The organism is Variovorax sp. GW460-12-1-14-LB1 (genome assembly GCF_059423605.1).
This window is the reverse complement of record NZ_JBWKYF010000002.1, coordinates 23,150-44,721: the sequence shown is the minus strand read 5'-3', so window position 1 is coordinate 44,721 and position 21,572 is coordinate 23,150. Positions and strand designations below refer to the sequence as shown.

Annotated in this window: 20 protein-coding genes; 10 read left to right on the top strand and 10 right to left on the bottom strand. The window is 69.1% G+C overall.

Going from position 1 to position 21,572, the window contains the following annotated elements; translation table 11 throughout:
- The 6 genes from AC07Y4_RS01530 to gbd all read right to left on the bottom strand — a co-directional run bounded on the left by AC07Y4_RS01530 (position 1) and on the right by gbd (position 8,577).
- Positions 1 to 687: a DUF3540 domain-containing protein gene (locus tag AC07Y4_RS01530; RefSeq protein ID WP_487846974.1), complete on the bottom strand. Its 687-nt coding sequence runs from the start codon at positions 685 to 687 to the stop codon at positions 1 to 3.
- The gene (locus AC07Y4_RS01525) at positions 684 to 1,808 is read right to left on the bottom strand and encodes a pentapeptide repeat-containing protein (RefSeq protein WP_487846975.1); all 1,125 of its coding nucleotides are present in this window, start codon (positions 1,806 to 1,808) and stop codon (positions 684 to 686) included. Before AC07Y4_RS01525 ends, AC07Y4_RS01530 begins: the two co-directional genes overlap by 4 nt.
- Positions 1,805 to 4,462 carry a DUF2169 family type VI secretion system accessory protein gene (locus tag AC07Y4_RS01520; RefSeq protein ID WP_487846976.1) on the bottom strand — a complete coding sequence of 886 codons (2,658 nt, stop codon included), beginning with the start codon at positions 4,460 to 4,462 and terminating at the stop codon, positions 1,805 to 1,807. The genes AC07Y4_RS01525 and AC07Y4_RS01520 overlap by 4 nt, the downstream gene beginning before the upstream one ends.
- A gap of 6 nt (positions 4,463 to 4,468) precedes the next feature.
- Positions 4,469 to 4,906, bottom strand: coding sequence for a hypothetical protein (locus tag AC07Y4_RS01515; protein WP_487846977.1), 438 nt, complete (start codon positions 4,904 to 4,906; stop codon positions 4,469 to 4,471).
- 16 nt (positions 4,907 to 4,922) lie between these two features.
- Positions 4,923 to 7,265, bottom strand: coding sequence for a type VI secretion system Vgr family protein (locus AC07Y4_RS01510; protein ID WP_487846978.1), 2,343 nt, complete (start codon positions 7,263 to 7,265; stop codon positions 4,923 to 4,925).
- A 175-nt stretch (positions 7,266 to 7,440) separates the two neighbouring features.
- Positions 7,441 to 8,577 (bottom strand): 4-hydroxybutyrate dehydrogenase, encoded by a 1,137-nt coding sequence (gbd, locus tag AC07Y4_RS01505; protein WP_095947634.1) that lies wholly within the window; start codon positions 8,575 to 8,577, stop codon positions 7,441 to 7,443.
- Between the two features lie 63 nt (positions 8,578 to 8,640).
- Between gbd and AC07Y4_RS01500 the strand changes: the two genes are divergently transcribed.
- The 3 genes from AC07Y4_RS01500 to AC07Y4_RS01490 are packed head-to-tail and all read left to right on the top strand — an operon-like array spanning position 8,641 to position 11,359.
- Positions 8,641 to 9,513, top strand: coding sequence for a 2-keto-4-pentenoate hydratase (locus AC07Y4_RS01500; protein WP_487846979.1), 873 nt, complete (start codon positions 8,641 to 8,643; stop codon positions 9,511 to 9,513).
- 50 nt (positions 9,514 to 9,563) lie between these two features.
- Positions 9,564 to 10,478, top strand: a complete 915-nt coding sequence (locus tag AC07Y4_RS01495; protein WP_487847336.1) for an alpha/beta hydrolase — start codon at positions 9,564 to 9,566, stop codon at positions 10,476 to 10,478.
- On the top strand, positions 10,475 to 11,359 hold the full coding sequence (locus AC07Y4_RS01490) for a YbgC/FadM family acyl-CoA thioesterase (RefSeq protein WP_487846980.1): 885 nt from the start codon (positions 10,475 to 10,477) through the stop codon (positions 11,357 to 11,359). Before AC07Y4_RS01495 ends, AC07Y4_RS01490 begins: the two co-directional genes overlap by 4 nt.
- An 18-nt stretch (positions 11,360 to 11,377) precedes the next feature.
- On the opposite strand, the gene AC07Y4_RS01485 is transcribed toward AC07Y4_RS01490, so the two are convergent.
- Both AC07Y4_RS01485 and ygfZ read right to left on the bottom strand, forming a co-directional pair.
- Positions 11,378 to 12,298, bottom strand: coding sequence for a hypothetical protein (locus tag AC07Y4_RS01485; RefSeq protein ID WP_487846981.1), 921 nt, complete (start codon positions 12,296 to 12,298; stop codon positions 11,378 to 11,380).
- A gap of 146 nt (positions 12,299 to 12,444) precedes the next feature.
- Positions 12,445 to 13,371, bottom strand: a complete 927-nt coding sequence (gene ygfZ / locus AC07Y4_RS01480; RefSeq protein WP_062472900.1) for a CAF17-like 4Fe-4S cluster assembly/insertion protein YgfZ — start codon at positions 13,369 to 13,371, stop codon at positions 12,445 to 12,447.
- Between the two features lie 138 nt (positions 13,372 to 13,509).
- Here ygfZ and mltG point away from each other — a divergent pair, with 138 nt between their 5' ends.
- The 6 genes from mltG (at position 13,510) to AC07Y4_RS01450 (ending at position 18,183) form a co-directional block, all read left to right on the top strand.
- Positions 13,510 to 14,535: an endolytic transglycosylase MltG gene (gene mltG, locus AC07Y4_RS01475; protein ID WP_062472898.1), complete on the top strand. Its 1,026-nt coding sequence runs from the start codon at positions 13,510 to 13,512 to the stop codon at positions 14,533 to 14,535.
- Positions 14,536 to 14,540: 5 nt separating this feature from the next.
- Positions 14,541 to 15,212 (top strand): dTMP kinase, encoded by a 672-nt coding sequence (tmk, locus tag AC07Y4_RS01470; protein ID WP_487847337.1) that lies wholly within the window; start codon positions 14,541 to 14,543, stop codon positions 15,210 to 15,212.
- Positions 15,209 to 16,231 (top strand): DNA polymerase III delta subunit-related protein, encoded by a 1,023-nt coding sequence (locus tag AC07Y4_RS01465; RefSeq protein WP_369647071.1) that lies wholly within the window; start codon positions 15,209 to 15,211, stop codon positions 16,229 to 16,231. Before tmk ends, AC07Y4_RS01465 begins: the two co-directional genes overlap by 4 nt.
- Positions 16,228 to 16,614: a PilZ domain-containing protein gene (locus tag AC07Y4_RS01460; RefSeq protein WP_307638204.1), complete on the top strand. Its 387-nt coding sequence runs from the start codon at positions 16,228 to 16,230 to the stop codon at positions 16,612 to 16,614. Before AC07Y4_RS01465 ends, AC07Y4_RS01460 begins: the two co-directional genes overlap by 4 nt.
- A gap of 85 nt (positions 16,615 to 16,699) precedes the next feature.
- The gene (locus AC07Y4_RS01455; RefSeq protein ID WP_070060615.1) at positions 16,700 to 17,506 is read left to right on the top strand and encodes a TatD family hydrolase; all 807 of its coding nucleotides are present in this window, start codon (positions 16,700 to 16,702) and stop codon (positions 17,504 to 17,506) included.
- Complete coding sequence (locus AC07Y4_RS01450) at positions 17,503 to 18,183, top strand: ankyrin repeat domain-containing protein (RefSeq protein WP_095745272.1); 681 nt, start codon at positions 17,503 to 17,505, stop codon at positions 18,181 to 18,183. The genes AC07Y4_RS01455 and AC07Y4_RS01450 overlap by 4 nt, the downstream gene beginning before the upstream one ends.
- Positions 18,184 to 18,391: 208 nt before the next feature.
- Here AC07Y4_RS01450 and AC07Y4_RS01445 read toward each other — a convergent pair whose 3' ends face one another.
- The gene (locus tag AC07Y4_RS01445) at positions 18,392 to 18,799 is read right to left on the bottom strand and encodes a RidA family protein (protein ID WP_095745271.1); all 408 of its coding nucleotides are present in this window, start codon (positions 18,797 to 18,799) and stop codon (positions 18,392 to 18,394) included.
- Between the two features lie 130 nt (positions 18,800 to 18,929).
- Between AC07Y4_RS01445 and AC07Y4_RS01440 the strand changes: the two genes are divergently transcribed.
- The gene (locus AC07Y4_RS01440) at positions 18,930 to 19,868 is read left to right on the top strand and encodes a LysR family transcriptional regulator (RefSeq protein WP_487846982.1); all 939 of its coding nucleotides are present in this window, start codon (positions 18,930 to 18,932) and stop codon (positions 19,866 to 19,868) included.
- Here AC07Y4_RS01440 and AC07Y4_RS01435 read toward each other — a convergent pair.
- Complete coding sequence (locus AC07Y4_RS01435) at positions 19,860 to 21,557, bottom strand: long-chain fatty acid--CoA ligase (RefSeq protein WP_487846983.1); 1,698 nt, start codon at positions 21,555 to 21,557, stop codon at positions 19,860 to 19,862. The genes AC07Y4_RS01440 and AC07Y4_RS01435 overlap by 9 nt on opposite strands.
- Positions 21,558 to 21,572: the final 15 nt, after the last annotated feature.

Genomic DNA, 21,572 nt, shown 5'->3' with positions numbered 1-21,572 from the left:
TCAACCCATGTGGATCTGTTCGGCGTCGACCTTCACCAGCGCCTGGCTGGTGACGAAGGTGTTCTTGGCGTGCAGGCGCAGGCTTTGCGAGGCCTGCATGTCGATCTGGCCCGCGCGCACCTGCTCGACCTCTTCGGTGAGGCGAAAGCTCGAGCGCGTGAGCAGGCTCAGGCGGTCGAGCACGGTCTCGAGCGTGCGGCCCACGAAGCGGGCGACCAGTGTGGTCACGCGCACTTCGGCGCCGCGGTAGGCCATGTCGGTGATGTCGACGGTGGCCTTGTCGGCCTGAAGTGCGAACGCGCTGGCCTGCATCGCGATGCCGCCGCGCCGCGAGCGGATCGTGAGGTCGCCCTCGGCCACGAGCTGCGACTGGCTGGGGTCGGCCTGCGTGACGACGGCGATCAGGAACAGCTGGTCGCGCTGCGGCCCGGCCACGAGCACGACATCGCCCACGGCAGGCTGCAGCAGGCAGCTCGCTGCGCGCGGGCAATGCCAGGGCGCACTGCCTGGCTGCGGCTCGACGACGAAGCGGCCGTCGGGCAGCGTTTGCACGACGGTGCCGAGCGCGCTGCCGGTCCAGACGGGTGCGGCTTGCGCAGGCAGCGGCTTGCGCAGCAGTGCGTGCATCTCGGTCTCGGGCGTCTCCGACGGCGGCGAAACAGGTTCGCGAAGGACTCGGTGATTCATGGCGGGGTGTCCTGTGGATCGGGCGGCAGCGGCCGGCCGAAGGTGTCGCGGCCGGCGCGTTGCGGGCGGCTCGCACGGGCGGCAGAAAAGCGCTCGGCCTCGAACAGCGCCGGGTCGCTGTCGAGCACGCCGAGGCGGTCGCTCCAGCGCACGCCGGTCTCGATCGCGCGGTGCATCTGGGTGCGGTGGAAGGTCGCGCCGCGCAGGTCGGCATCGGCGAGGTCGGCGTAGGAGAAATCCGCGTACACGAGGTGGCTGCGGGCGAACGCGGTGCGGCGGCAGCTCGCGCGGTGGAACACGCACTGTTCGAGCCGCGCGTCCGACAGGTCGGCGTCGTCGAGCCGTGCACCGACCCACAGGCTCTGGTCGAAGTGCCCGCCGCGCGCGTCCACCCGGCGCAGGTCGGCTTCGGGGAACAGGCACTGCGGCGCCTGCACGCCCGACAGCACCGCGCCTTCGAGCTTCGCGCCCTTGAAATTGCACTGGCTCAGCCGTGCGCCGGCGAAGTTGCAGCCCGTGAGGTCGGCATCGATGAACTGGCACAGATGGAACGACTGCGCCGAGAAGTCCTGCCCCGCGAGGTCGGCCTCGCCGAAGATCACGTTGTGGAAGCTCGCACCTTTGAAGCGCGTGCCGCGCAGCGCCGCGCGGTAGAAGACGGTGGTGTTCAGTGCCGTGTCGTCGAAGCGCGTGCCGTCGAGGCGGCATTCGCCGAACACCGCCTTCGTGAGGTCCGCGCGCTCGAAGTCCGCGCCGTCGAGCGTGCTCTGGTGAAAGGTGGCCTGGCCCGCCTGCGCCTCGGTCATGTCGACGCGGCTCAGGTCGGCCTCGGAGAAGACGGCGTGGGCCATCGCCGCAGATCGCAGGCGCGCGCGGGGCAGGGCGCAGCGGTGGAAGGCGGCGTGCTGCAGGTCGGCGATGTCGAGCACCGCATCGTCGAAGCGGCAGCTGTCGAACATCGATTCGCCCAGCCGCGCGCCGCGCAGGTTCGCCCGGCGGAAATCGCAGGCGCCGAAGCTGCCGCCGCGCAGGTCCATGCCGTCGAAGTCCATGCCCTGGAAGTCCTGGTCCTGGAGGTGGTCGCCGCCGCGGATCTTCGCTGCCAGCTCGGCCGGCGTCATCGCACCGGGTCCGCGGCGCGGCGCGGGAGGGTCTTGGCCTGTTCGAGGTGCGCGCCGTGCGTGTCGGTCACGCTGTCGATCAGGGTCTGCGAGACGTCGGCGCGGAACAGGTTGGCCTCGCGCAGGTCGGTGCGCGCCAGGCGGGCTTTCTGCAGGCTGGCGTGCATGAGGTTGGCGCCGCGCAGCGAGGCCTGCGTGAAGTCGGCACGGATGAAGAGGCTTTCGGGCGCATCGCAGCCACTGAGGTCCGCGCCCGTGAGGCTGCAGGCCGACAGGTCGCAGGTGTCGAGCGTGGCGCGCACGAAGCGCGCGCCGTCCAGCGGCATCTCGCGCAGGCCGCATTGCACCAGCGTCGCGTCTTCGAAGTCCATGGTGCGCAGGCTGCTGGCGCCGACGAAGCAGGTGGTGTGCAGGGTGGCGCCGCGAAAGACGATGCCGGTGTCGCCCGGCGTGTGGGCCCAGGCGCAGGCTTCGAGCCGGGCCTCGCTGAAGTCGAGCCGCTCGGCGATGCACGAGATCAGGCCGACCTTGTGGAGCACGGCGTTGCGAAAGCTGCAGTCCTGCAGGCGGGTCTGTTCGAGGAAGGTCACGTAGGAAAGGCGTGCTGCATCGAAGCGGCAGTGGTCGACCTGCAGGCCGAGCACCGTCAGGTGCTCCAGCGAGGCTTGCGAGAAATCGCAATGGTCGAAGTGCGTCTCCTCGAGCGTGGTGTGGTGCAACTGCGCGCCGGTGAACACGGTGTGGACGCAGTGCGCCAGGCTGAGGTTCGCGCGGTGCAGCACGCAGCCCGCGAGCGAGGCCTGCACGAGGCGCGCACGCACGAGCACGGCCTCGGTGGCATCCGCGCCATCGAGCCGGGCGCCTTCGAGGTTCGCGTGTTCGAGCAGCGTGCGGTGCAAGCGTGCGCCGCGCAGGTCCATGCCCGACAGGTCGGCGCCGGTGAGGTCCATCTCGGAGAGGTCGCGCGTGGTGGCCATCGCGTCTTGCACGCGCCGGCGCGCCTCGACGGCGCGTTCGCCTTCGAGCACGTCGGCGGGCGACTGGTGCTGCGCGCCCATGCGGTACATGTCGATCAGCCCGCGCTGGCCTTTCTCGACCACCTCGGCGAAGGCCTGCTGCTGCGCGGGCGGCAGCGCGGACGTGCCCGTCGCGGCGGCGATGCCGAACATGCCCTGCAGCACGGTCTGCGCGTCGAAGGCGGGCGGGCCCTTGGTCGTGGTGCGGTCGATGTTCGAAACCAACGCTGCGGAATCGAAACCGACCTGGCGCGACTCGGCCGCATTGCGCTGACCCGCGCGCTCGAGCTCGCGCCGGCCCTCTTCGAGCGCCTGGCGCTGGTCCTGCGTGAAACGCCGCGTGCGCTCGACGAACTCGGGCAGCTCGGCGAGCGTCGGCGCCTTGCGAAAGGGCTCGGGCATCGGCCGCTCGCGCAGCAGGCGCGGATCGTGGCCGGCCTCGCGCGCCTTCTCCATCAGGTCCCCGCGCAACCGGTCGCCGCGCTCGCGCATGTTGCGCACCATCGCGGATTCTTCGCCGTCGTCCAGCGTGTCGAGCCACGGGCCGATGGCCTGCGCGGGCAGCAGCTCGTCGTCGCGGGCCGCATGCAGCGCGCCGGTCTCGGGATCGCAGCGGCGCTGGAGGAGGGCGAAGTAGTGCGCCAGCGGGCGCGGCGCATCACCCGCAGCTTCGATGGCGGGCATCACATGGGTCACGTCGTCGGCATCGTCTTCCACGATGTCGATCTCGCCGTGGTGGATCAGCGCCACCTGCGCGCGGTGCGGAAAGAACCACGCCGTGGTGAGGCGCATGGGCACTTCGTCGAACTGCTCCGGCTCGCGGCCGGGGCCGCTTCGGCGCGCGATGAAGGCGCGTGCACGCCAGTCGGGCAGGCGCCCGCGCTGCACCGGCTGCGTGGGGTGCATGTGCCAGATCTCGTAGGGCGTGCCGCCGGGGATGTGGTCGCGCGCGGGCCAGCGCTGCTGCGGCGGCGCGGCGTTGAAGAAGCGCCAGTCCATGTCCTCCGAAAAACCGGGGAACAGGTGCTCGCGCCAGTGGCCGTCGTACTGCCGGCCGATCAGGCGCATGCGGCTGGGCCGGGTCAGGTCGATCGGGCCGAGGCCGGCCGGCTCGGTCTCGCGATCGGACCGGTCGATGCGCTGCTGCGGGTCTTCGATGTTCGGCAGGCGCTGCACCTGCAGGCCGTTGACGGTCTCGAGCGCGTGGCCGATGCCCTGCGGGTTCTCGGCAAAGCCGGGGCCGCCGTAGGCGCGCGTGGCGTCGAGCCGCATCGATTCGAAGGGCTGCGGCGCGGTGGAACGGCCGTCGAGCCAGAAGCGGTCGCCGAACACCAGCAGCTGGCGCGAAAGCTCACCCACGCGCATCGCGACGGCACAGGCGGTCTTGTCGTCCTGGTGCCGGGTGTAGGCATGGCCGGTGGCCAGGAACTCGGCGTGGGGTTTGGGAATGCCCAGGTCGATGGCGCCCGTGGGGCCGAGCTCTTCGGCGGCGATCTTCCAGAACTCCGGCTCGGGCAGCAGCACGGGCGCGGCGTCCATCGACACCATGCCCATCAGCGTGACGCCCAGGCGTTGCTGGCGGCCCCGCAGGAAGGGGCGTGTGATGACGCTCAGCCGCAGCGGCTTGACGGTTTTCAATGGGAATCAGCTCCGTGCGGGTGCCACTTCGAGCGGCGTGCGCTGCCGGTCGACCGCCACCACGTCGGGGTGCGCCGGGTCCTGGACCAGATGCAGGGTCGCGCCCGGCACCGCGAGGCGGGGCAGCAGCAGTTCGTCGACCAGCGTGCGCAGCACCACGCTCGGCACCGGGGACGACGGCGGCATCTGCAGCGTGAATTCGAGCGCGACCATGCACTGGCCGTGGCTGCCCGGGCTGGTGAGCTGGTGTTCGGAGCGCCGCACCTGCGCCACCACGCCGTGCGTGGCCACGCCGGCAAGGCCCAGGCGCTCGCCGATGCGCCGCTCCTGCGTGTACCTGCGCTGCTCGCGCGTGGCCGTGACGACCACCGCGACGCCGGCCAGCAGCGCCCCGCCCATCATCACGGCGAAGACGCTCCAGAGGACCTGTTCCCAGATGGCCATCGATGGGGCGATCGGCTCAGACCTTGACGGTCATCGCCTTGGCGGCGAAGGCCAGGCCGCCGCTGGCGATCTTCATGCCGATGTTCGCGACCTTGAGCATCTTCCCCTCGATCTCGGTGGCCGAGTTCTGCGAGCGGAATACCGCCACGTCGAGCCGGATGCCCGAGAACTGCGAGTTGAGGATGTAGTTCTGCTGGCGCAGCCCCCACAGGTCGAGCGCCAGCCCGACCGCCGAAAAACGCGCCCCCACGCCGCCCGCGCGGTACCAGCGCCAGTCGTTGCTCTTGGCGTAGTTGTTGATGTAGGTCTTCGAGTTGTTCGTGTAGTCGTTCGTGATGTTCTTGTAGACCTTGGACGTCGTGTTGTAGACGTTGGTGTTGATCACGTGCTGCGTCGTGTTGTGGATGTGGTTCGTGGTGTTGAAGGTCACGTCCGGCGAGGTGTGGACCGTGGGGCCGGTCACCGTGGTGTTGGACGGACCGTTCACATGCACGGTGTTCGACGTGTTGATGGTGTCGTTGCGGCCCGCGCTCACGAAGCGGATTTCCTGCCCGTCGATGGTGCCGTTGAAGCCGCCGCTGATGGCGAGCGTCACGCCGCCGGAGATGGTGTCGTTCAGTCCGCCGCTGAGCGTGCGCGTCTTGCCGCCCGTGATGCGCTGCGTCACGCCGCCGCTCACGGTTTCGCTGAAGCCGCCCGTCACGTCGCGCGTGTCGCCGCCGGTGATGGTCTCCGTCGCGCCGGCGGTGATGTCGCGCGTCTCGCCGTCCTGGTAGGTGGCCGACTCGTGGCCCTTGATGAGGGTGGTGCGGGTGCCGTCGGTGGTGTGGGTCTCGTCGGCTTCCACTTCCACGTCGAGGTTGCGCTCTGCGTGCAGCAGGATCTGCTCGGCGCCGGCGCGGTCCTCGAAGCGCAGCATGTTGGCCTGGTTGGCCGCGCCGCCGGTGCTGGAGCGCGTGAGGATGCCGCTGGCCGTGGCGTTGGCGGGCAGCTCCCACGGCGGCATCTGGTCGCTGTTGTAGACGCGGCCGGTGATGATGGGGCGGTCGGGTTGGCCGCCGATGAAATCGACGATCACTTCCTGGCCCACGCGCGGCATGTGCATGGTGCCGTAGTTGGCGCCGGCCCAGTTGCTCGACACGCGCACCCAGCACGAGCTGTTCTCGTCCGACTGGCCGTAGCGGTCCCAGCGGAACTGCAGCTTCACGCGGCCGAAGCGGTCGGTCCAGATCTCTTCGGGGCCGACCACGGTGGCGGTCTGCGGGCCGTTGGTGCGCGGGCGCGGCGTGGTGCGCGCGGGGCGGTAGGGCACGGCCGAGGGCAGCACGGTGAAGTCGAACTCGCACACCGATTCGCTGCTGCCGCCGGTCGAGTATTCGGGCTCGCGCAGGTCGTAGCGCGTCCCGGTGACGAGGTACTCACGGTTGTCGGCCTCGCGCGGGCAGTGCGTCATCTCGAACAGGTGGCCCGGCGCCATGCCCACCACGTTGGTGTGGCCCGAGGCCAGCTCGTGCGCGCACTGCAGCTCCTGCAGGCGGATCTTCGCGTAGGCGTCGCCTTGCTGGTGCTCGCTGTAGCCGCCGAGCCATTCATAGACTTCGTAGGTCGCGTGGTCGTGGCCCTTGGGGTCCTGCTGCACGCTCTGCAGCGAGGCGCGCGACTTCCTGAAGTCGAAGTCGTCGAGCATCACGCGGCCCGAGGTGATCTGCTCGGCCACGCGCCAGCGGTCGATGCAGGGCTCCAGCGCATTCACCACGCGGTCGCGCGGGCGGTACGGAATGCGGGCATGGCCCGGCAGCTTGCTGTAGCCGCCTGCGTCATCGGCCAGCACCAGCAGGTGCGAGCCGTTGCCGTGCTCGAAGTGGTAGGCGATGCCTTCGTGCTCCATGAGGCGGCTCACGAAGGCGAAGTCGCTCTCCTGGTACTGCACGCAGTATTCCCACGGGCGGTAGCTGCCTGTGAGGCGCTTCTCGAACTGGAAGCCGTACTTGCCCAGCACCGCGTCGAGCACCTCGGGCACGCTCTGGTTCTGGAAGATGCGGCAGTCGGTGGTGCGCGTGAGGTACCACAGCCAGGGCTGCACGAGCGCGCGGTAGATGTAGTGGCGGCCGGTTTCGTTGGCGCGGCCGACGAGCTCGAAGCGCACCACGGTGCCGTTGAGGTGGCGCGTTGCGCCGTCGTCGGCAATGGCCAGCGTGAGCGAGGTGCCGAGCAGGCGCTTCAGGTCGAGGTTGAAGCTGGTGCTGACCATGTCGACCTCGAACTCGAAGAGTTGCGAGAGTCCTTCGTGTCCCCGCATCGCGCGGAACTTGAGCTGCTCGGCGCTCAGGACGGTATGGACTTGGACGGTACGCGGCATTCGACACTTCCCTGACCCCTCGGGCTTTCACGGATGCGAAGCCTCTGCAGATGGGGCCAAGCCAGTATGAAAACGCCGCGTGTCACATCCATGACGCGCCACATGCAAAAGGCCGTCGAAACGGCCTTTTGTGAAAGCGAATGCACGCCTGCGCAGCAGGAGTGACGCAAAGGTTTTACATCGACGCTTCGAGCATCGCCTTGTAGTCGTCGCGCGTGGCCAGCCGCGGGTTGGTCTTGTGGCAATGGTCGGCCATGGCGCCGTCGATGATCTGTTCGAACATCGCGGGCGTCACGCCCACTTCGGCCAGGCCCTTGGGCAGGCCCAGGCGCGCGTTCATGTCGCGGATCGCGTGGCCGAGGTCGCCGGCCGAGTCCAGGTGCATGGCCTGCGCCATGCGCTGCAGGCGCTGTTCCTTCTGCACCGACTCGGCGCCCGAATTGAAGTGGATCACTGCCGGCAGGAAGAGGGCGTTGAGCGTGCCGTGGTGCAGGCGCGGATCGACGCCGCCCAGGCTGTGGCTCAGCGAGTGCACGCAGCCCAGGCCCTTCTGGAAGGCCATGGCGCCCTGCATCGATGCGCTCATGAGGTTCAGGCGCGCTTCGCGGTCGCTGCCATCTTTCGTCGCGCGCTCGATGTGACCCCACGCGCGCTCCAGGCCGTCGAGGCCGATGCCGTCGGCCGGCGGGTTGAAGGCGGCCGACATGAAGGTTTCCATGCAGTGCGCGATGGCGTCCATGCCGGTGGCGGCCGTGAGCCGGGGCGGCAGGCCGAGCGTGAGTTCGGGGTCGCAGATGGCGGCCTTGGGCATCAGGAACCAGCTGTGGAAGCCCAGCTTGCGGTGGTCGTCGACGATGACGATGGCGCCGCGCGCCACCTCGCTGCCGGTGCCGCTGGTGGTGGGCACGGCAATGAGTGGCACCGCGCGCTCGGTGATCTTGGGCGAGCCGCCTTCGATGGTGGCGTAGGTCTTGAGCGGGCCGTCGTGCGTGGCCGCGATGGCCACGCCTTTGGCGCAGTCGATGGCGGAGCCGCCGCCCACGGCGATGAGGCCGTCGCAGCGGCCGCTGCGGTACAGCTCGACGGCGGCGCGCACCGCGGCCTCGGTCGGGTTGGAGGGCGTCTGGTCGAACACCGAGACCTCGAGATCGGCGATGGCGTCGAGCGCCTTCTGCAGCACGCCGGCCGCGCGCACGCCGGCGTCGGTGACGATCAGGGGGCGGTTGATGCCGATGCGTGCGCACTCGCTCGACAGGAGCTTGATGGCGCCGAATTCGAACTGGATCTGGGTGAGGTATTGGATGAGGGCCATGAGGGGGAACGCCCGAGGGCAGTACGATTGCTGACCATTCGAATCTAACAAGAGGGGACATTCTTGCCCACCAACAAAACCCTTGCGTCTGTCGCACTGGGCTCAGCGCTGCTGGCCGCCTCGGTCCAGGCCGCCTGCCTCAGCGACACCCAGGTGGCCGACTTCGCCGCCGCGCAGGCGGCGCGCACGCCCGCCGCCGACATCGAGAACCTCAGCGAGGCCGACGCCACCTGCACGCGCGCCAAGCTCAACGTGCTGCATGCGCGCAACCTCGGTGACGTGGTCGGCTACAAGGCGGGCCTGACCAACCCCGCGGTGCAGAAGCGCTTCAACTACGACCAGCCGGTGTGGGGCGTGCTCTACCAGCGCATGCTGCTGGACAGCGGCGCGGTGGTCGACGCGGCCTTCGGCGCGCGGCCGCTGTTCGAGGCCGACATGCTGGTGCGCGTGAAGAGTGCCGACATCCACAAGGCGAAGACGCCGGCCGAGGTGCTGGCCAACATCGACCAGCTCATTCCCTTCATCGAGCTGCCCGACCTCGCGGTGCAGACGCCCTCGAAGCTCAACGGCCCGGGCGTGGCGGCGATCAACGTCGGCGCGCGGCTCGGCGTGCGCGGGCTGCCGGTCGATGTGCCGACCACGGCCGACGGCCAGTCCTGGATGCTCGAAAGCCTGCGCGACATGCGCGTGGTCATGAAGGACGGGCAGGGCAAGGAACTGGCGACCGGCAAGGGATCGGACATCCTCGAGCACCCGCTCAATGCCGTGGTGTGGCTGGCCGGCGCGCTGGCCAAGGAAGGCATCGCACTGAAGCCGGGCGACCTGATCAGCCTGGGCTCGTTTTCGCCGCTGCTGCCGCCCAAGGCCGGGCAGACGGTGGTGGTGAGCTACGAAGGGCTGTCGCGCATGCAACCGGTGGTGGTGTCCTTCAAGTGAGCACGACCACGACAGCGAACCGCCTCGCGCAACCCGCACTCACCCCGAAGATGGCCGGCGTGGTCGAGCGCATGGCGCGCGCGGGCCATCCGCCGCTCGACCAGCTCACGCCCGACGAAGCCAAGGCCTCGTATGAAAAAGGCGCGGGCGTGCTCGAGGTGCCCAAGCCCGAGCTGGCGCGCATCGAAGACTTCCACATCGCCGCGCGCGACGGCCATGCCATGCCCGCGCGGCTGTATGCGCCGTCGGCCGAGGTGCTGCCCGTGCTCGTGTACTTCCACGGCGGCGGCTTCACGGTCGGCAACATCCGCACGCACGACACGCTGTGCCGCGTGCTCAGCCTCAAGAGCGGCTGCGCGGTGGTGTCGGTCGACTACCGGCTCGCGCCCACGCACAAGTTTCCGACCGCGTCGAACGACGCCTGGGACGCCTTCCAGTTCATCGCCACGCAAGGTGCCAGCCTCGGTCTCGACGGCACGCGCCTGGCAGTGGGCGGCGACAGCGCGGGCGGCACGCTGGCGGCCGTGTGCGCCATCCTGGCGCGCGATGCCGGCCTGCCGCTGGCGCTGCAGCTGCTCATCTACCCTGGCATGGCCGCGCACCAGGACACCGAGTCGCACCGACGCCATGTCGACGGCCCGTTGCTGACCAAGGCCATGATCGACTTCTTCTTCGCCCAGTACGTGAACACGCCCGCCGACCGCGACGACTGGCGCTTTGCGCCCTTGCTGGCCGACGACGTCGACGATGTGGCGCCGGCCTGGATCGGGCTGGCCGAGGCCGACCCGGTGGTGGACGAAGGCATCGCCTACGCCGACAAGCTGCGCGCCGCGGGCGTGGCGGTCGACCTGGAAATCTACCGTGGCGTGATCCACGAATTCATCAAGATGGGCCGCGCGATTCCCGAAGCGCTGCAGGCGCAGAACGACGCGGCCCGCGCACTGAAAGAGGCATTGAACCCATGAGCGAGAACAACAACACCCCGGTCCGCCGCGAGGACTTCCACTACTTCCACCGCCTGCGCGTGCGTTGGGCCGAGGTGGACATGCAGAAGATCGTCTTCAACGCGCACTACCTGATGTACTTCGACACCGCCATCGCCGACTACTGGCGCGCGATGGCGCTGCCCTACGAAGAGGCGATGCATTCGCTGGGCGGCGACCTGTACGTGCGCAAGGCGACCATCGACTTCCGCGCCTCGGCCCGCATGGATGACGTGATCGACGTGGGCATGAAGTGCGCGCGCATCGGCAACTCGTCGATCATTTTCCAGGGCGGCCTGTTCCGCCAGGACGAATTCCTGGTGGGCTGCGAGCTCGTCTACGTGTTCGCCGACCCGGCCACGCAGACCTCGAAGCCCGTGCCCGCGGCCTTGCGCGAGACGCTGACGGCCTTCGAGGCCGGCGAGCCGATGCGCACCGTCGAGACCGGCGACTGGGCCACGCTCGGCGAAGGCGCGAGCGCGCTGCGCCGCGCCGTGTTCATCGAGGAACAGAACATTCCCAAGGAGCTGGAGTGGGACGCGCACGACGCCGTCGTGCTGCATGCGGTGGCGCGCAACCGGCTCGGCCAGGTCATCGGCACCGGCCGGCTGCTGCCCGCCGAGGACGGCGTCTCGCACATCGGCCGCATGGCGGTGCACCGCACCTTGCGCAGCGGCGGCCACGGCGCGGCCGTGGTGCAGGCGCTGGAAGACGCGGCCCGCGCGCGCGGCGACCGCGAAGTGGCGCTCAATGCGCAGCGCAGCGCCGAGCGTTTCTATGCGCGGCTCGGCTACGTGGTGCACGGCCAGCCTTTCGAGGAAGCCGGCATTGCGCACATCGAGATGCGGCGCGCGCTGCGCTGAGCGCAGCGGCGCCTGCGGTCAGTAGCGGGCCGGCGGGTCCGGCACGTAGCCGGGGTCCGAGCCGGGGAATGGCGACGGACCCGACGCGCGCGGCCAGCGCTGCGGCACCGGAATGACGCCCGCGGCGACCAGGTTCTCGCGGCTGTCGTAGCGGATGCGGATCACCTCGTCAGGCTGCGAGTTGGCGCGCTCGAAGGTCGTCTTGCCGACGTACGAGGTCTCGCGCCGTCCGTGGGCCGTGCCCAGGCTCGGGCTGGGCGCCGACTGGCGGGCCATGGCGCTGGCCGACGACTCGGCCGCCATGTCGGCGTTGCCGGCGGGTGGGGCCGCCTTGGCGCGCGCATCGCCCATCGACGACGGCGCCGGCGGCGCCTCGCTGCGCCGTTCGCGGCTGCTGTTGCCGCCGCTGTACTCGTCGCGCGACGGATAGGGCGTCACGACCGGCGGCGGCGGTTCCGGCCGGCGTTCGCGGAACATCGCGACGCCGATCACGCCCACGTCGTCGGGGCGGCCCGTACGGCTCGCGTAGGAGTTGCCGGCGGCGGCGAACTCGAAGGCCGCGATCTGCGAATCGCTCTTGCGCCAGCCCGCGATGTCGCTGCGCTCGCGCGGGCCGAACACGTAGCCGTTCTGGCCGACGCCGGCGGTTTCGCCCGTGACGACGTTGACGCCGTCCACCGACATCACGGCCATGATGCGTTCGCCCATCGCGTTGCGCGCCCGGATCGCATAGCGCGCGCCAGGGCGGCCGGCCACCCAGTACTCGCCGCGGTGGCGGTAGATCGGCAGCTCGGCGCCGCTCGTGCGGTCGACGATGCTGATGTTCATCAGCCCGCCGATGCGGCTGGCACCGGAGGGGTACGGCCGCATCGGGTTTTCCGCCCCCGCCGACAGCGCGGTCAGGGCCAGGACAGTGGTGAGGAGAAGTCTGCGCTGCATCATGGTGGCTTCCTTGCCAGGAGTGGATCGATGCAGGCTTCTACGGCGGGGCCTCGCGAACGGGGTTAAGCGTCGCGCAAAAAAATGGCGCTGTCGGTGAGACAGCGCCAAGCGCCCCCGGAAAGAAGGCAGGGACGCAGGGGAAATCAGATGTCTTCGAGCAGCGGGTAGGGCAGTGGCTCGACCGACAGCGCCGGCCCGCCGGGCGCCCCCGCATGCAGGCCGCCGGCCTCGAGCGCGGCGATCTGGATGGAGATGAGCGCCGACCAGCCGCCATCGGGCGCGGGCGCGGCCTGCGCCACGGTGCCCACGGGCTGTTCGGCGTCGTTGGCTGCGAACACCTCCTGGCCCGCGGCCAGCGGGGCATCGGTCTGCGCGAGGTAGGTGCGGCGCTTGAGCGTGCCACGGAACTGGCTGCGGGCCACGATTTCCTGGCCGGGGTAGCAGCCCTTCTTGAAGTTCACGCCACCCACCGACTCGTAGTTGATCATCTGTGGCACGAAGGCCTCGATCACCGGCGTGGTCAGCGTGACGATGCCGCTGCGCACCTCGCTCCAGGGCCACAGGGCGGCGTCGAGCGTTGGGCCCACGGGCGCCTTCTGGTCGGCCGGCGCGATCCACAGCGCGCGCGGCACGCCGTCGGCCGGGTACAGCGACACCACGCTGATGTCTTCGCCGATGGCCGTGCGGCGACCGGGCGGCAGGGCCGCGTCGAGGCCGTTGGCGGTCAGGGCGGTGCCGGCCACGCCGTGCAGCGCGAACTGCTCGGTGGCGTCGGTCAGCTTGACCTTGGCGCGCAGCACGTACATCGACAGGCGCTTGAGCGTGGCCGCCAGGATGTCGTGGCTGCACACCAGCAGGATGAGTTCGGGTTGCGGCCGGATGCCGATGAAGCTGGCGATCACGCGGCCCTTGGCCGTGCAAAGCGCCGCCAGGCGGGCTTCGGTGGCGCCGAGCAGCGAGAAATCCTGCGTGAGCTGGCCGTGCAGGAAGCTGGCGGCATCGGGGCCTTCGGCGCGGATCACGCCGAGGTGGGGCAGGGTGCTCACCCCGTTGAGAACGACTGTGGTCATCGCTGAATTATCATGGCCGTGCCTGTTCCTTCGGGGCGGCAGGGATTCCCCGTCGCAGCGACGGGGCCGGCCGTTCCCGCGGGCCGGTGTCCATCTGCTTGCCAGCCCTTTTTCTTCCTCCGTCTTTTCCTCGGATTCGTGCGCAGCTTCTTCCTCACGCTCTTCCTGCTCGTGGCCCTGGCCGTCCTGGCGCTCGGCGGCGCCGGTCTCTGGTGGGTGCACCAGCCGCTCAAGTTGCCGACGCCCAGCGTCGACCTGTCGGTGGAGCCCGGCACCACGCCGCGCGGCATTGCGCAGGCCGTGGCCGACACCGGCGTCGACGTGCAGCCGCAGCTGCTGTACCTGTGGTTCCGCGTCTCGGGGCAGGACCGCCAGATGCGCGCCGGCAGTTACGAGCTGGAACGCGGTGTCACGCCCAAGCTGCTGCTCAACGTCCTGGTGCGCGGCGAGGAAGCCACGCGCAGCGTGGTGCTGGTCGAAGGCTGGAACATCCGCCAGGTGCGCGCCGCGCTCGCCAAGGCCGAGCAGCTCAAGCCCGAAAGCGTGGGCATGAGCGAAGACGCGCTGATGGCCGCGCTGGGCAAGCCGGGCCTGCACCCCGAAGGCCGCTTCTTCCCGGACACCTACACCTACTCGAAGGGCTCGACCGACATCGCGCTGCTGCAGCGCGCCATGCGGGCCATGGACAAGAAGCTCGAGGCCGCCTGGGCGGCGCGAGCGGCCGATTTGCCGCTCAAATCGGCCGATGAGGCGCTTATTTTGGCCAGCATTGTCGAAAAGGAGACAGGCAAGGCCAACGACCGCGCGGAGATTGCCGCCGTCTTCACCAACCGGCTTCGCATCGGCATGCCGCTGCAGACCGACCCGACCGTGATCTACGGCATGGGCACCGCCTTCGACGGCAACCTGCGCAAGCGCGACCTGCAGACCGACACGCCCTGGAACACCTACACCCGCGGCGGCCTGCCGCCCACGCCGATCGCCATGCCCGGCAAGGCCGCGCTGCTGGCGGCCGTGCAGCCGGCGCAGAGCAAGTCGCTGTACTTCGTCTCGCGCGGCGACGGCACGAGCCAGTTCAGCAGCTCGCTCGACGACCACAACCGCGCGGTCAACCGCTACCAGCGAGGCGGTGGCAGCAGCTCCCAACCCAAGGCGACCCAATGAGTTCGATCAGCAATGGCGGTCTGTTTCTGACGCTGGAAGGCATCGACGGCGCGGGCAAGTCGAGCCATCTCGACGCGCTGGAAGCCCGCTTCAAGGCACAGGGTCGCACGGTGGTGCGCACGCGCGAACCCGGCGGCACGCCGCTGGCCGAGACGCTGCGCGGGCTGGTGCTCGAGCAGCCGATGAACCCGCTGACCGAATCGCTGCTGGTGTTCGCGGCGCGTTGCGACCACATCGCCCAGGTCATCGAACCGGCGCTGGCGCGCGGCGAGGTCGTGCTGTGCGATCGCTTCACCGACGCCACCTTCGCCTACCAGGGCGCGGGGCGTGGCTTCGACACGGCCGTGCTGTCGACCCTCGAACAGTGGGTGCAGGCGGGCCGGGCCGGTCTGCCGGTGTCGCAACTGCTGCAGCCCCAAGTGACCGTGTGGTTCGACCTCGCCCCCGAGATCGCCGCCCAGCGCCTGGCCGGCGCGCGCGTGCCCGACAAGTTCGAAGCCCAGCCCGTCGAGTTCTTCCGCCGCGTGGCGCAGGGCTATGCGGCCCGCGCCGCCGCTGATGCGTCGCGCTTCGTGCGCATCGATGCGAGCCAGGCCCGCGACCAGGTCTGGCAGCAGATCGACACCGCACTGGTGGCGCGCGGCGTGCTGTCGCCGGTGCAGGGAGCGGCGCGATGAGCGAGCCGGTGAACACGCTGACTCCGTGGCTGCGCCAGCCCTTGGCCGAACTGCTGCGCCAGCGCGGCCATGCCTGGCTGCTGCAAGGCCCGTCGGGCATCGGCCAGTACGAACTCGCGCTGGCGCTCGCCGCCGCCTGGCTGTGCGAACAGCCGGTGGAGGAGGGCGGTGCCGCCTGCGGCCACTGCGCGAGCTGCCACGCCATCGAGGTCCGCACCCACGCCGATTTGTGCGTGCTGATGCCCGAGGTCGCGATGCAGGAACTGGGCTGGCCGCTCGACGAAAAGGCCCAGTCCGACATCGACGACAAGAAGCGCAAGGCCAGCCGCGAGATCCGCGTCGAGGCCATGCGCGACGCGGTCGGCTTTGCGCAGCGCACCAGCGCGCGCGGTCGCGGCAAGGTCGTGCTCGTGTATCCGGCCGAGCGCATGAACACCATCACCGCCAACGCGCTGCTCAAGACGCTCGAGGAACCCGTCGGCGACGTGCGCTTCGTGCTCGCCAGCGAGGCCGCGTGGCAGCTGCTGCCGACCATCCGCAGCCGCTGCCTGGGCTTCACGCTGCCGTGGCCCGAAACCGCCGAGGCCGAGGCCTGGCTGGTGGCGCAAGACGTGCCCGTCGCCGATGCCGCGCAGCTGCTGCGTGCCGCGGGCGGACGGCCCAGCGATGCGCTGCGGCTGGCGCGCTCGGGCCAGTCGCCCAAGGCATGGTCGCTGCTGCCCAAGGCGGTATCGCGCGGCGATGTGGGCGCGCTGGCCGACCAGGCGCCGGCCCAGGCCGTGGTCTCGCTGCAAAAGCTCTGCCACGACCTCATGGCCGTGGGCCACGGCGCCGAACCCCGATTCTTCGATGCGGCCGACCTGCCGCCGGCCCCGCACAAGCTGGCGCTGGCGCGCTGGTCGAAGTCGCTCGCCGCCGCCGCGCGGACCGCCGAGCACCCGTTCAACGCCGGCCTCATGCTCGAAGCGCTTGTGAGCGAGGCGCGAAGCACCCTAAACTCTGCCGCTCGCCGCCCATGAACCAACCTGTCGCTCCCGCCGCTGCCGCTTTGTCTGCCACGCCCGCCCGGCCGAGCGTCATCCAGCTCGCCATCAAGGAAAAGGGCGCGCTCTACGCGGCCTACATCCCGCTGTTTGCCGAAGGCGGCATCTTCATTCCGACCACGCGCGAATACCGGCTGGGCGACGACGTCTACGTGCTGCTCACGCTGCCCGAAGACCCGCAGCGCTATCCGGTGGCCGGCAAGGTCGCCTGGATCACGCCGGCCCGCGCCGCCGGCAACCGGGCGCCGGGCGTCGGCGTGCGCTTTCCCTCGGACGAGAAGTCGCGCCAGCTGAAGGCGCGCATCGAAGCCGCGCTCGGTGGCTCCATGGCCTCCGACCGCCCGACCCAGACCATCTGAGTTCTTTCTCCGCCGCCGTCCCCGTGACGCGGAACTCCGGACACGGCGCGATCTCCCACAGGCGCGCCGCACTTCATCCTTTCCGATGTTCACCGACTCCCACTGCCACCTGACCTTTCCCGAATTCGCGGACCAGATGCCCCAGATCCGCGCCGCCATGGCCGCCGCCAAGGTCGACCGGGCGCTGTGCATCTGCACCAAGCTCGAGGAATTCGACGACGTGCAGGCCCTGGCCGCCAGCTACGACAACTTCTGGGCCAGCGTGGGCGTGCACCCCGACAACGAGGACATCGCCGAGCCCACCGTGGAAGACCTGGTGCGCCTGTCGGCGCGCCCGCGTGTCGTGGCCATCGGCGAAACCGGCCTCGACTACTACCAGATGGAAGAACGCAAGGGCGGCCGCAGCATCGCCGACATGGAGTGGCAGCGCGACCGCTTCCGCGTGCACATCCGTGCCGCACAGCAGACCCGCAAGCCGCTGATCATCCACACGCGTGACGCCTCGGCCGACACGTTGGCGATCCTCAAGGAGGAGGGCGAAGACGGCGCGGGCAGGGCGGCCGGCGGGGTGTTCCATTGCTTCACCGAAACCGCCGAGGTGGCGCGCGCCGCGCTCGATCTGGGTTTCTATATCTCCTTTTCGGGCATCCTGACCTTCAAGAAAGCCCAGGACCTGCGCGACGTGGCGGCCTTCGTGCCGCTGGACCGCATGCTGATCGAGACCGACAGCCCCTACCTGGCGCCCGTGCCGTACCGCGGCAAGACCAACAACCCGTCGTACGTGCCCTTCGTGGCGCAACAGATCGCCGAACTGCGACAAATGCCCGTAGAGGACATCGCGAAGGCGACAAGCGACAACTTCGAAGCTTTGTTCAGGGAAGTCAAATCATGAAAAACTACTTTAAGAAGTCGATATATCTTGTTGTCATGGCTGCATCTTTTGCAGCGCATGCCGGTTCGTTCGAAGACTTTTTCCGTGCCGTGCGCGGCGACAACGCCAGCGGTGTGCGCACCCTGCTGAACCGCGGTTTCGACCCGAACACGCGCGACGAACACGGCCAGACCGGCTTGATGCTCGCGCTGCGCGAGCCGTCGCCAAAGGTCATCCAGGTGCTGATGGAGTCGCCCCAACTCAACGTCGACCTGGCCAACGCCAAGGACGAAACGCCGCTGATGCTGGCGTCGATCAAGGGTCAGCAGGACCTGGTGGTGCAACTGCTCAAGCGCGACGCCGCCGTCAACAAGACCGGCTGGGCACCGCTGCATTACGCCGCCAGCAGCGGGCAACTGTCGATCATGAAGCTGCTGCTCGAGAACCACGCCTTCATCGACGCCCAGTCGCCCAACGGCACGACGCCGCTGATGATGGCCGCGATGTACGGATCGAACGATGCCGTGAAGCTGCTGCTGGCCGAAGGCGCGGATACGGCGATGAAGAACCAGCTTGGCATGACTGCGGTCGACTTTGCAGTGAAGGCTAATCGGGCTGAGTCTGCGGAGTTGATCAAGGCGGCTGGGGATGCGAAGGCGAACGGGGTGAAGGCGGTGCCGAAGGATGGGAAATGGTGAGCGGCTGGATGGGTTGAATACGGATGGGATGGCCCATCTGAAATCAACACAATGTGCATTATGTAAAATGACTTGTGTGCGGACGGAACGCTTGCCGCGGTGAACCTGAGAACCTGGGCAGTCCTCGACCCGAGCCCAATGCCCTTCCGGCCTTCGCACTTCGCCCAGCCCTTCATTTCAGGCCTGAGCGAAGTTGCTCTGAGTCGAATCAGCTCAGCGTGCTCCCATCCGGCAGCTTCGCAATCACCTTGATCTCGAACTGAAACCCATACAGCCACGTCACGCCGATCCCGGTCAGCGTCGGGTGCGGCGCTTCGCCCCAGTACTCGGGCACCAGTTTCCAGATCGTTTCGAAGTTCGATTCTGGATCGACGATGAAGACTGTCACGTCGACCACGTCGTCGAAGGTGCAGCCGGCGGCTTTCAGGATGGCGTTCAGGTTGTCGAACGCGCGCCGCACCTGCGCCTCCAGTTCAGGCTCCGGCGAACCGTCTTCGCGGCTGCCGACCTGCCCCGACACGAACAGGAAGCCGTTGGAGCGGACGGCTGGCGAATAGCGGTTGCGTTCGTAGAGCGCCTGGCGCCCAGGTGGAAAAACGACGTCGCGTGAGGCCATAAGGTGCTTTCTTTCTGCGGTGAGTGAGGACGATGCAGGGACTTTAGGAAGCCACGCGCCATCGATAAACGGGCAATGCCAACAATCACTGTTTGCAGATCCCAAACAATCGCCGCGCAGGAGCCCTCCCATGGACCGTTTCGATGCAATGCAGGCCTTCACCCGCGTGGTCGAAGCCGGCAGCTTCACCAAGGCCGCCGACACGCTGCACATGAGCAAGACCAGCGTGACCCAGCTGGTGCAGCAGCTGGAGGCGCGGCTGCGCGTGAAGTTGCTCAATCGCACGACGCGCAAGGTGAACGTCACGGCCGATGGCGCGGCGTACTACGAGCGTGCGGTGCGGCTGCTGGCCGACCTGGACGACGCCGAAACCAGCCTGTCGGGCGCCGCCGCCCTGCCCCGCGGCCGCCTTCGCGTGGATGTGCCCAGCCCGCTGGCCCGCATGATCCTGGTGCCCGCGCTGCCGGCCTTCCATGCGCGCTACCCCGACATCCAGCTCGACATGGGCGTGAGCGACCGCATGGTCGATGTGATCGGCGAGAACGTCGATTGCGTCGTGCGCGGCGGCGAGCTCACCGACCCCTCGCTCATGGCCCGCCGCGTGGGCGACCTGCAGCTCGGGGTTTATGCAGCACCGAGCTATCTCGAGCTGGCCGGCACGCCGACGCATCCGCGCGAGCTGGAAGACACGCACCACCGCATCGTCGGCTTCCTGTGGTCGCGCCACGGCAAGACCTTTCCGTACGCCATGCGCCGGGGCGGCGAGCGCGTCGACGTGCAGGGCCGCTACGTGCTGTCGGTCGACGACGGCAACGCCTACCTTGCGGCCGGGCTGGCGGGCCTGGGCATCCTCTGGCTGCCGGACTACATGGCCGCGCCGCACCGGGCGCGCGGCGAACTGGTGCCGCTGTTCGAAGACTGGCAGCTCGATCCGATGCCGCTGTACGTGGCGTTCGCGCCGAACCGGCATGTGAGCGCCAAGCTGCGCGCGTTCATCGAGTGGGTCGCCGGGCTGATGGCGCAGCATGCGCCGGTCGTCGTTCGTCCGGGCCCGTCGGGTTCAGGTTGACGCAGCCTCTGCTTCCTGCAGTGCGCGCCACATCACCTTGCCGCTGCCGCTCTTGGGCAACGCGTCGACGAACTGCACCACACGCGGCGCCTTGTACGCCGCCATGTTCGCGGCGCACCAGTCGATGATGTCCTGCGCGCTCACCGGCGCTTGCGCAGGCTTGAGCACCACCAGCGCCTTGACCGATTCGCCGCGGTAGGCGTCGCGGGTCGCTATCACGCAGGCCTCCTGGATGGCCGGGTGGCGGAACATCAGCGCTTCCACCTCGGCCGGCCAGACCTTGAAGCCGCTCGCGTTGATCATCCGCTTGAGCCGGTCGGTGACGAAGAAGTAGCCCTCCCCGTCCACATGCCCCATGTCGCCGGAGCGGAAGAAGCGCTTGCCGTCGATCTCGACGAAAGCAGCCTCAGTGTCCGCCGGGCGTTTCCAGTATCCCGCGAAGACCTGCGGCCCGTGGATCACGATCTCGCCCTGCGCTCCCGGCGCGACCTCGAGGCCCGTGTCGGGGTCGATCACGCGCGCGTCGGTGCTCATGAACGGGATGCCCAGGCACTGCAGCTTGGGCGCATCGGGCGGGTTGTAGTGCGAGGGCGCGGCGGTCTCGGTCAGGCCGTAGGCTTCGACGTAGCGCAGGCCGTACTGCTCGAACAGCCGCTGCGCCACCGCCTGCGGCATCGCCGCCCCGCCGCCGCCGATGGCGACCAAGCTCGACAGGTCGAAGCGCGCGACGTTCGGGCTGGCCAAGAGGTCGATGACCATGGTCGGGATGTTGGCCCAGTGCGTGACCTGGTGCGTGGCGATCAGCCGGCCCGCCAGCTCGCGGTCCCAGCGCGGCATGAGCACGGCCGTGGCACCCACCTGCATCGCCGCATGCATGACACCGACCATGCCGGTGATGTGGAACATCGGCACGGCCACGAGGTGGATGCTCTGCGGCGTCACGTTGCCCCAGGCGTTGATGGCCATCGCGTTGTGCATCGCGTTCGCGTGGCTGAGCATGCAGCCCTTGGGCAGGCCAGTCGTGCCGCTGGTGTAGGGCAACAGGGCCAGTGCGTCCGCGTCGGCACGGGCCACGGGCGGCGCTTGTTCGCAGGCCAGGCAGTCGGGCCACGCATGCACCGCGCCACCGGTCAGCGTCGACAGTTCGCGCCGCGGCAGCAGCCACGGCGCCCAGGCTGCCGGCATGTCCTGTTCCGACAGCGCGGCCGGGTCGAAGGCATCGGTGAACTGCGTCACGACGAGGTGGCGCAGCTGCTGCGCCTGCGGCAAGGCATCGCTGGCTTTCGCGAGCTCGACCGCCAGGTCCGCCGTCGCAATCGCCACCCGGGCATCGGGATCGACGATGAAATGCTTCAGCTCCTCGGCGCGGTTCATCGGGTTGACCGGCACCACCACGGCATCGGCGCGCAGGATCGCGAAATGCGCGATCACCAGCTGCGGGCAGTTCTGCATCGCCAGCAGCACGCGGTCGCCGGGGCGCACGCCCAGCGCATGCAGGCCGGCCGACAGGCGTTCGACGGCGGCCCACAGCTGTGCATAGCTCATCGTGCGGCCCATGAAGATGAGCGCCGCCTTCTCGGGAAAGCGGCGGGCATTGACCGCGAGGTTGTCCCACAGCGGCGTGCGCGCCGCGTGCAAGGCGCGAGGCAGGCGCCAGGGCCAGAACGTGTGATGCCGGCGGGTTTGCATGGCGTGCTCCTGGAA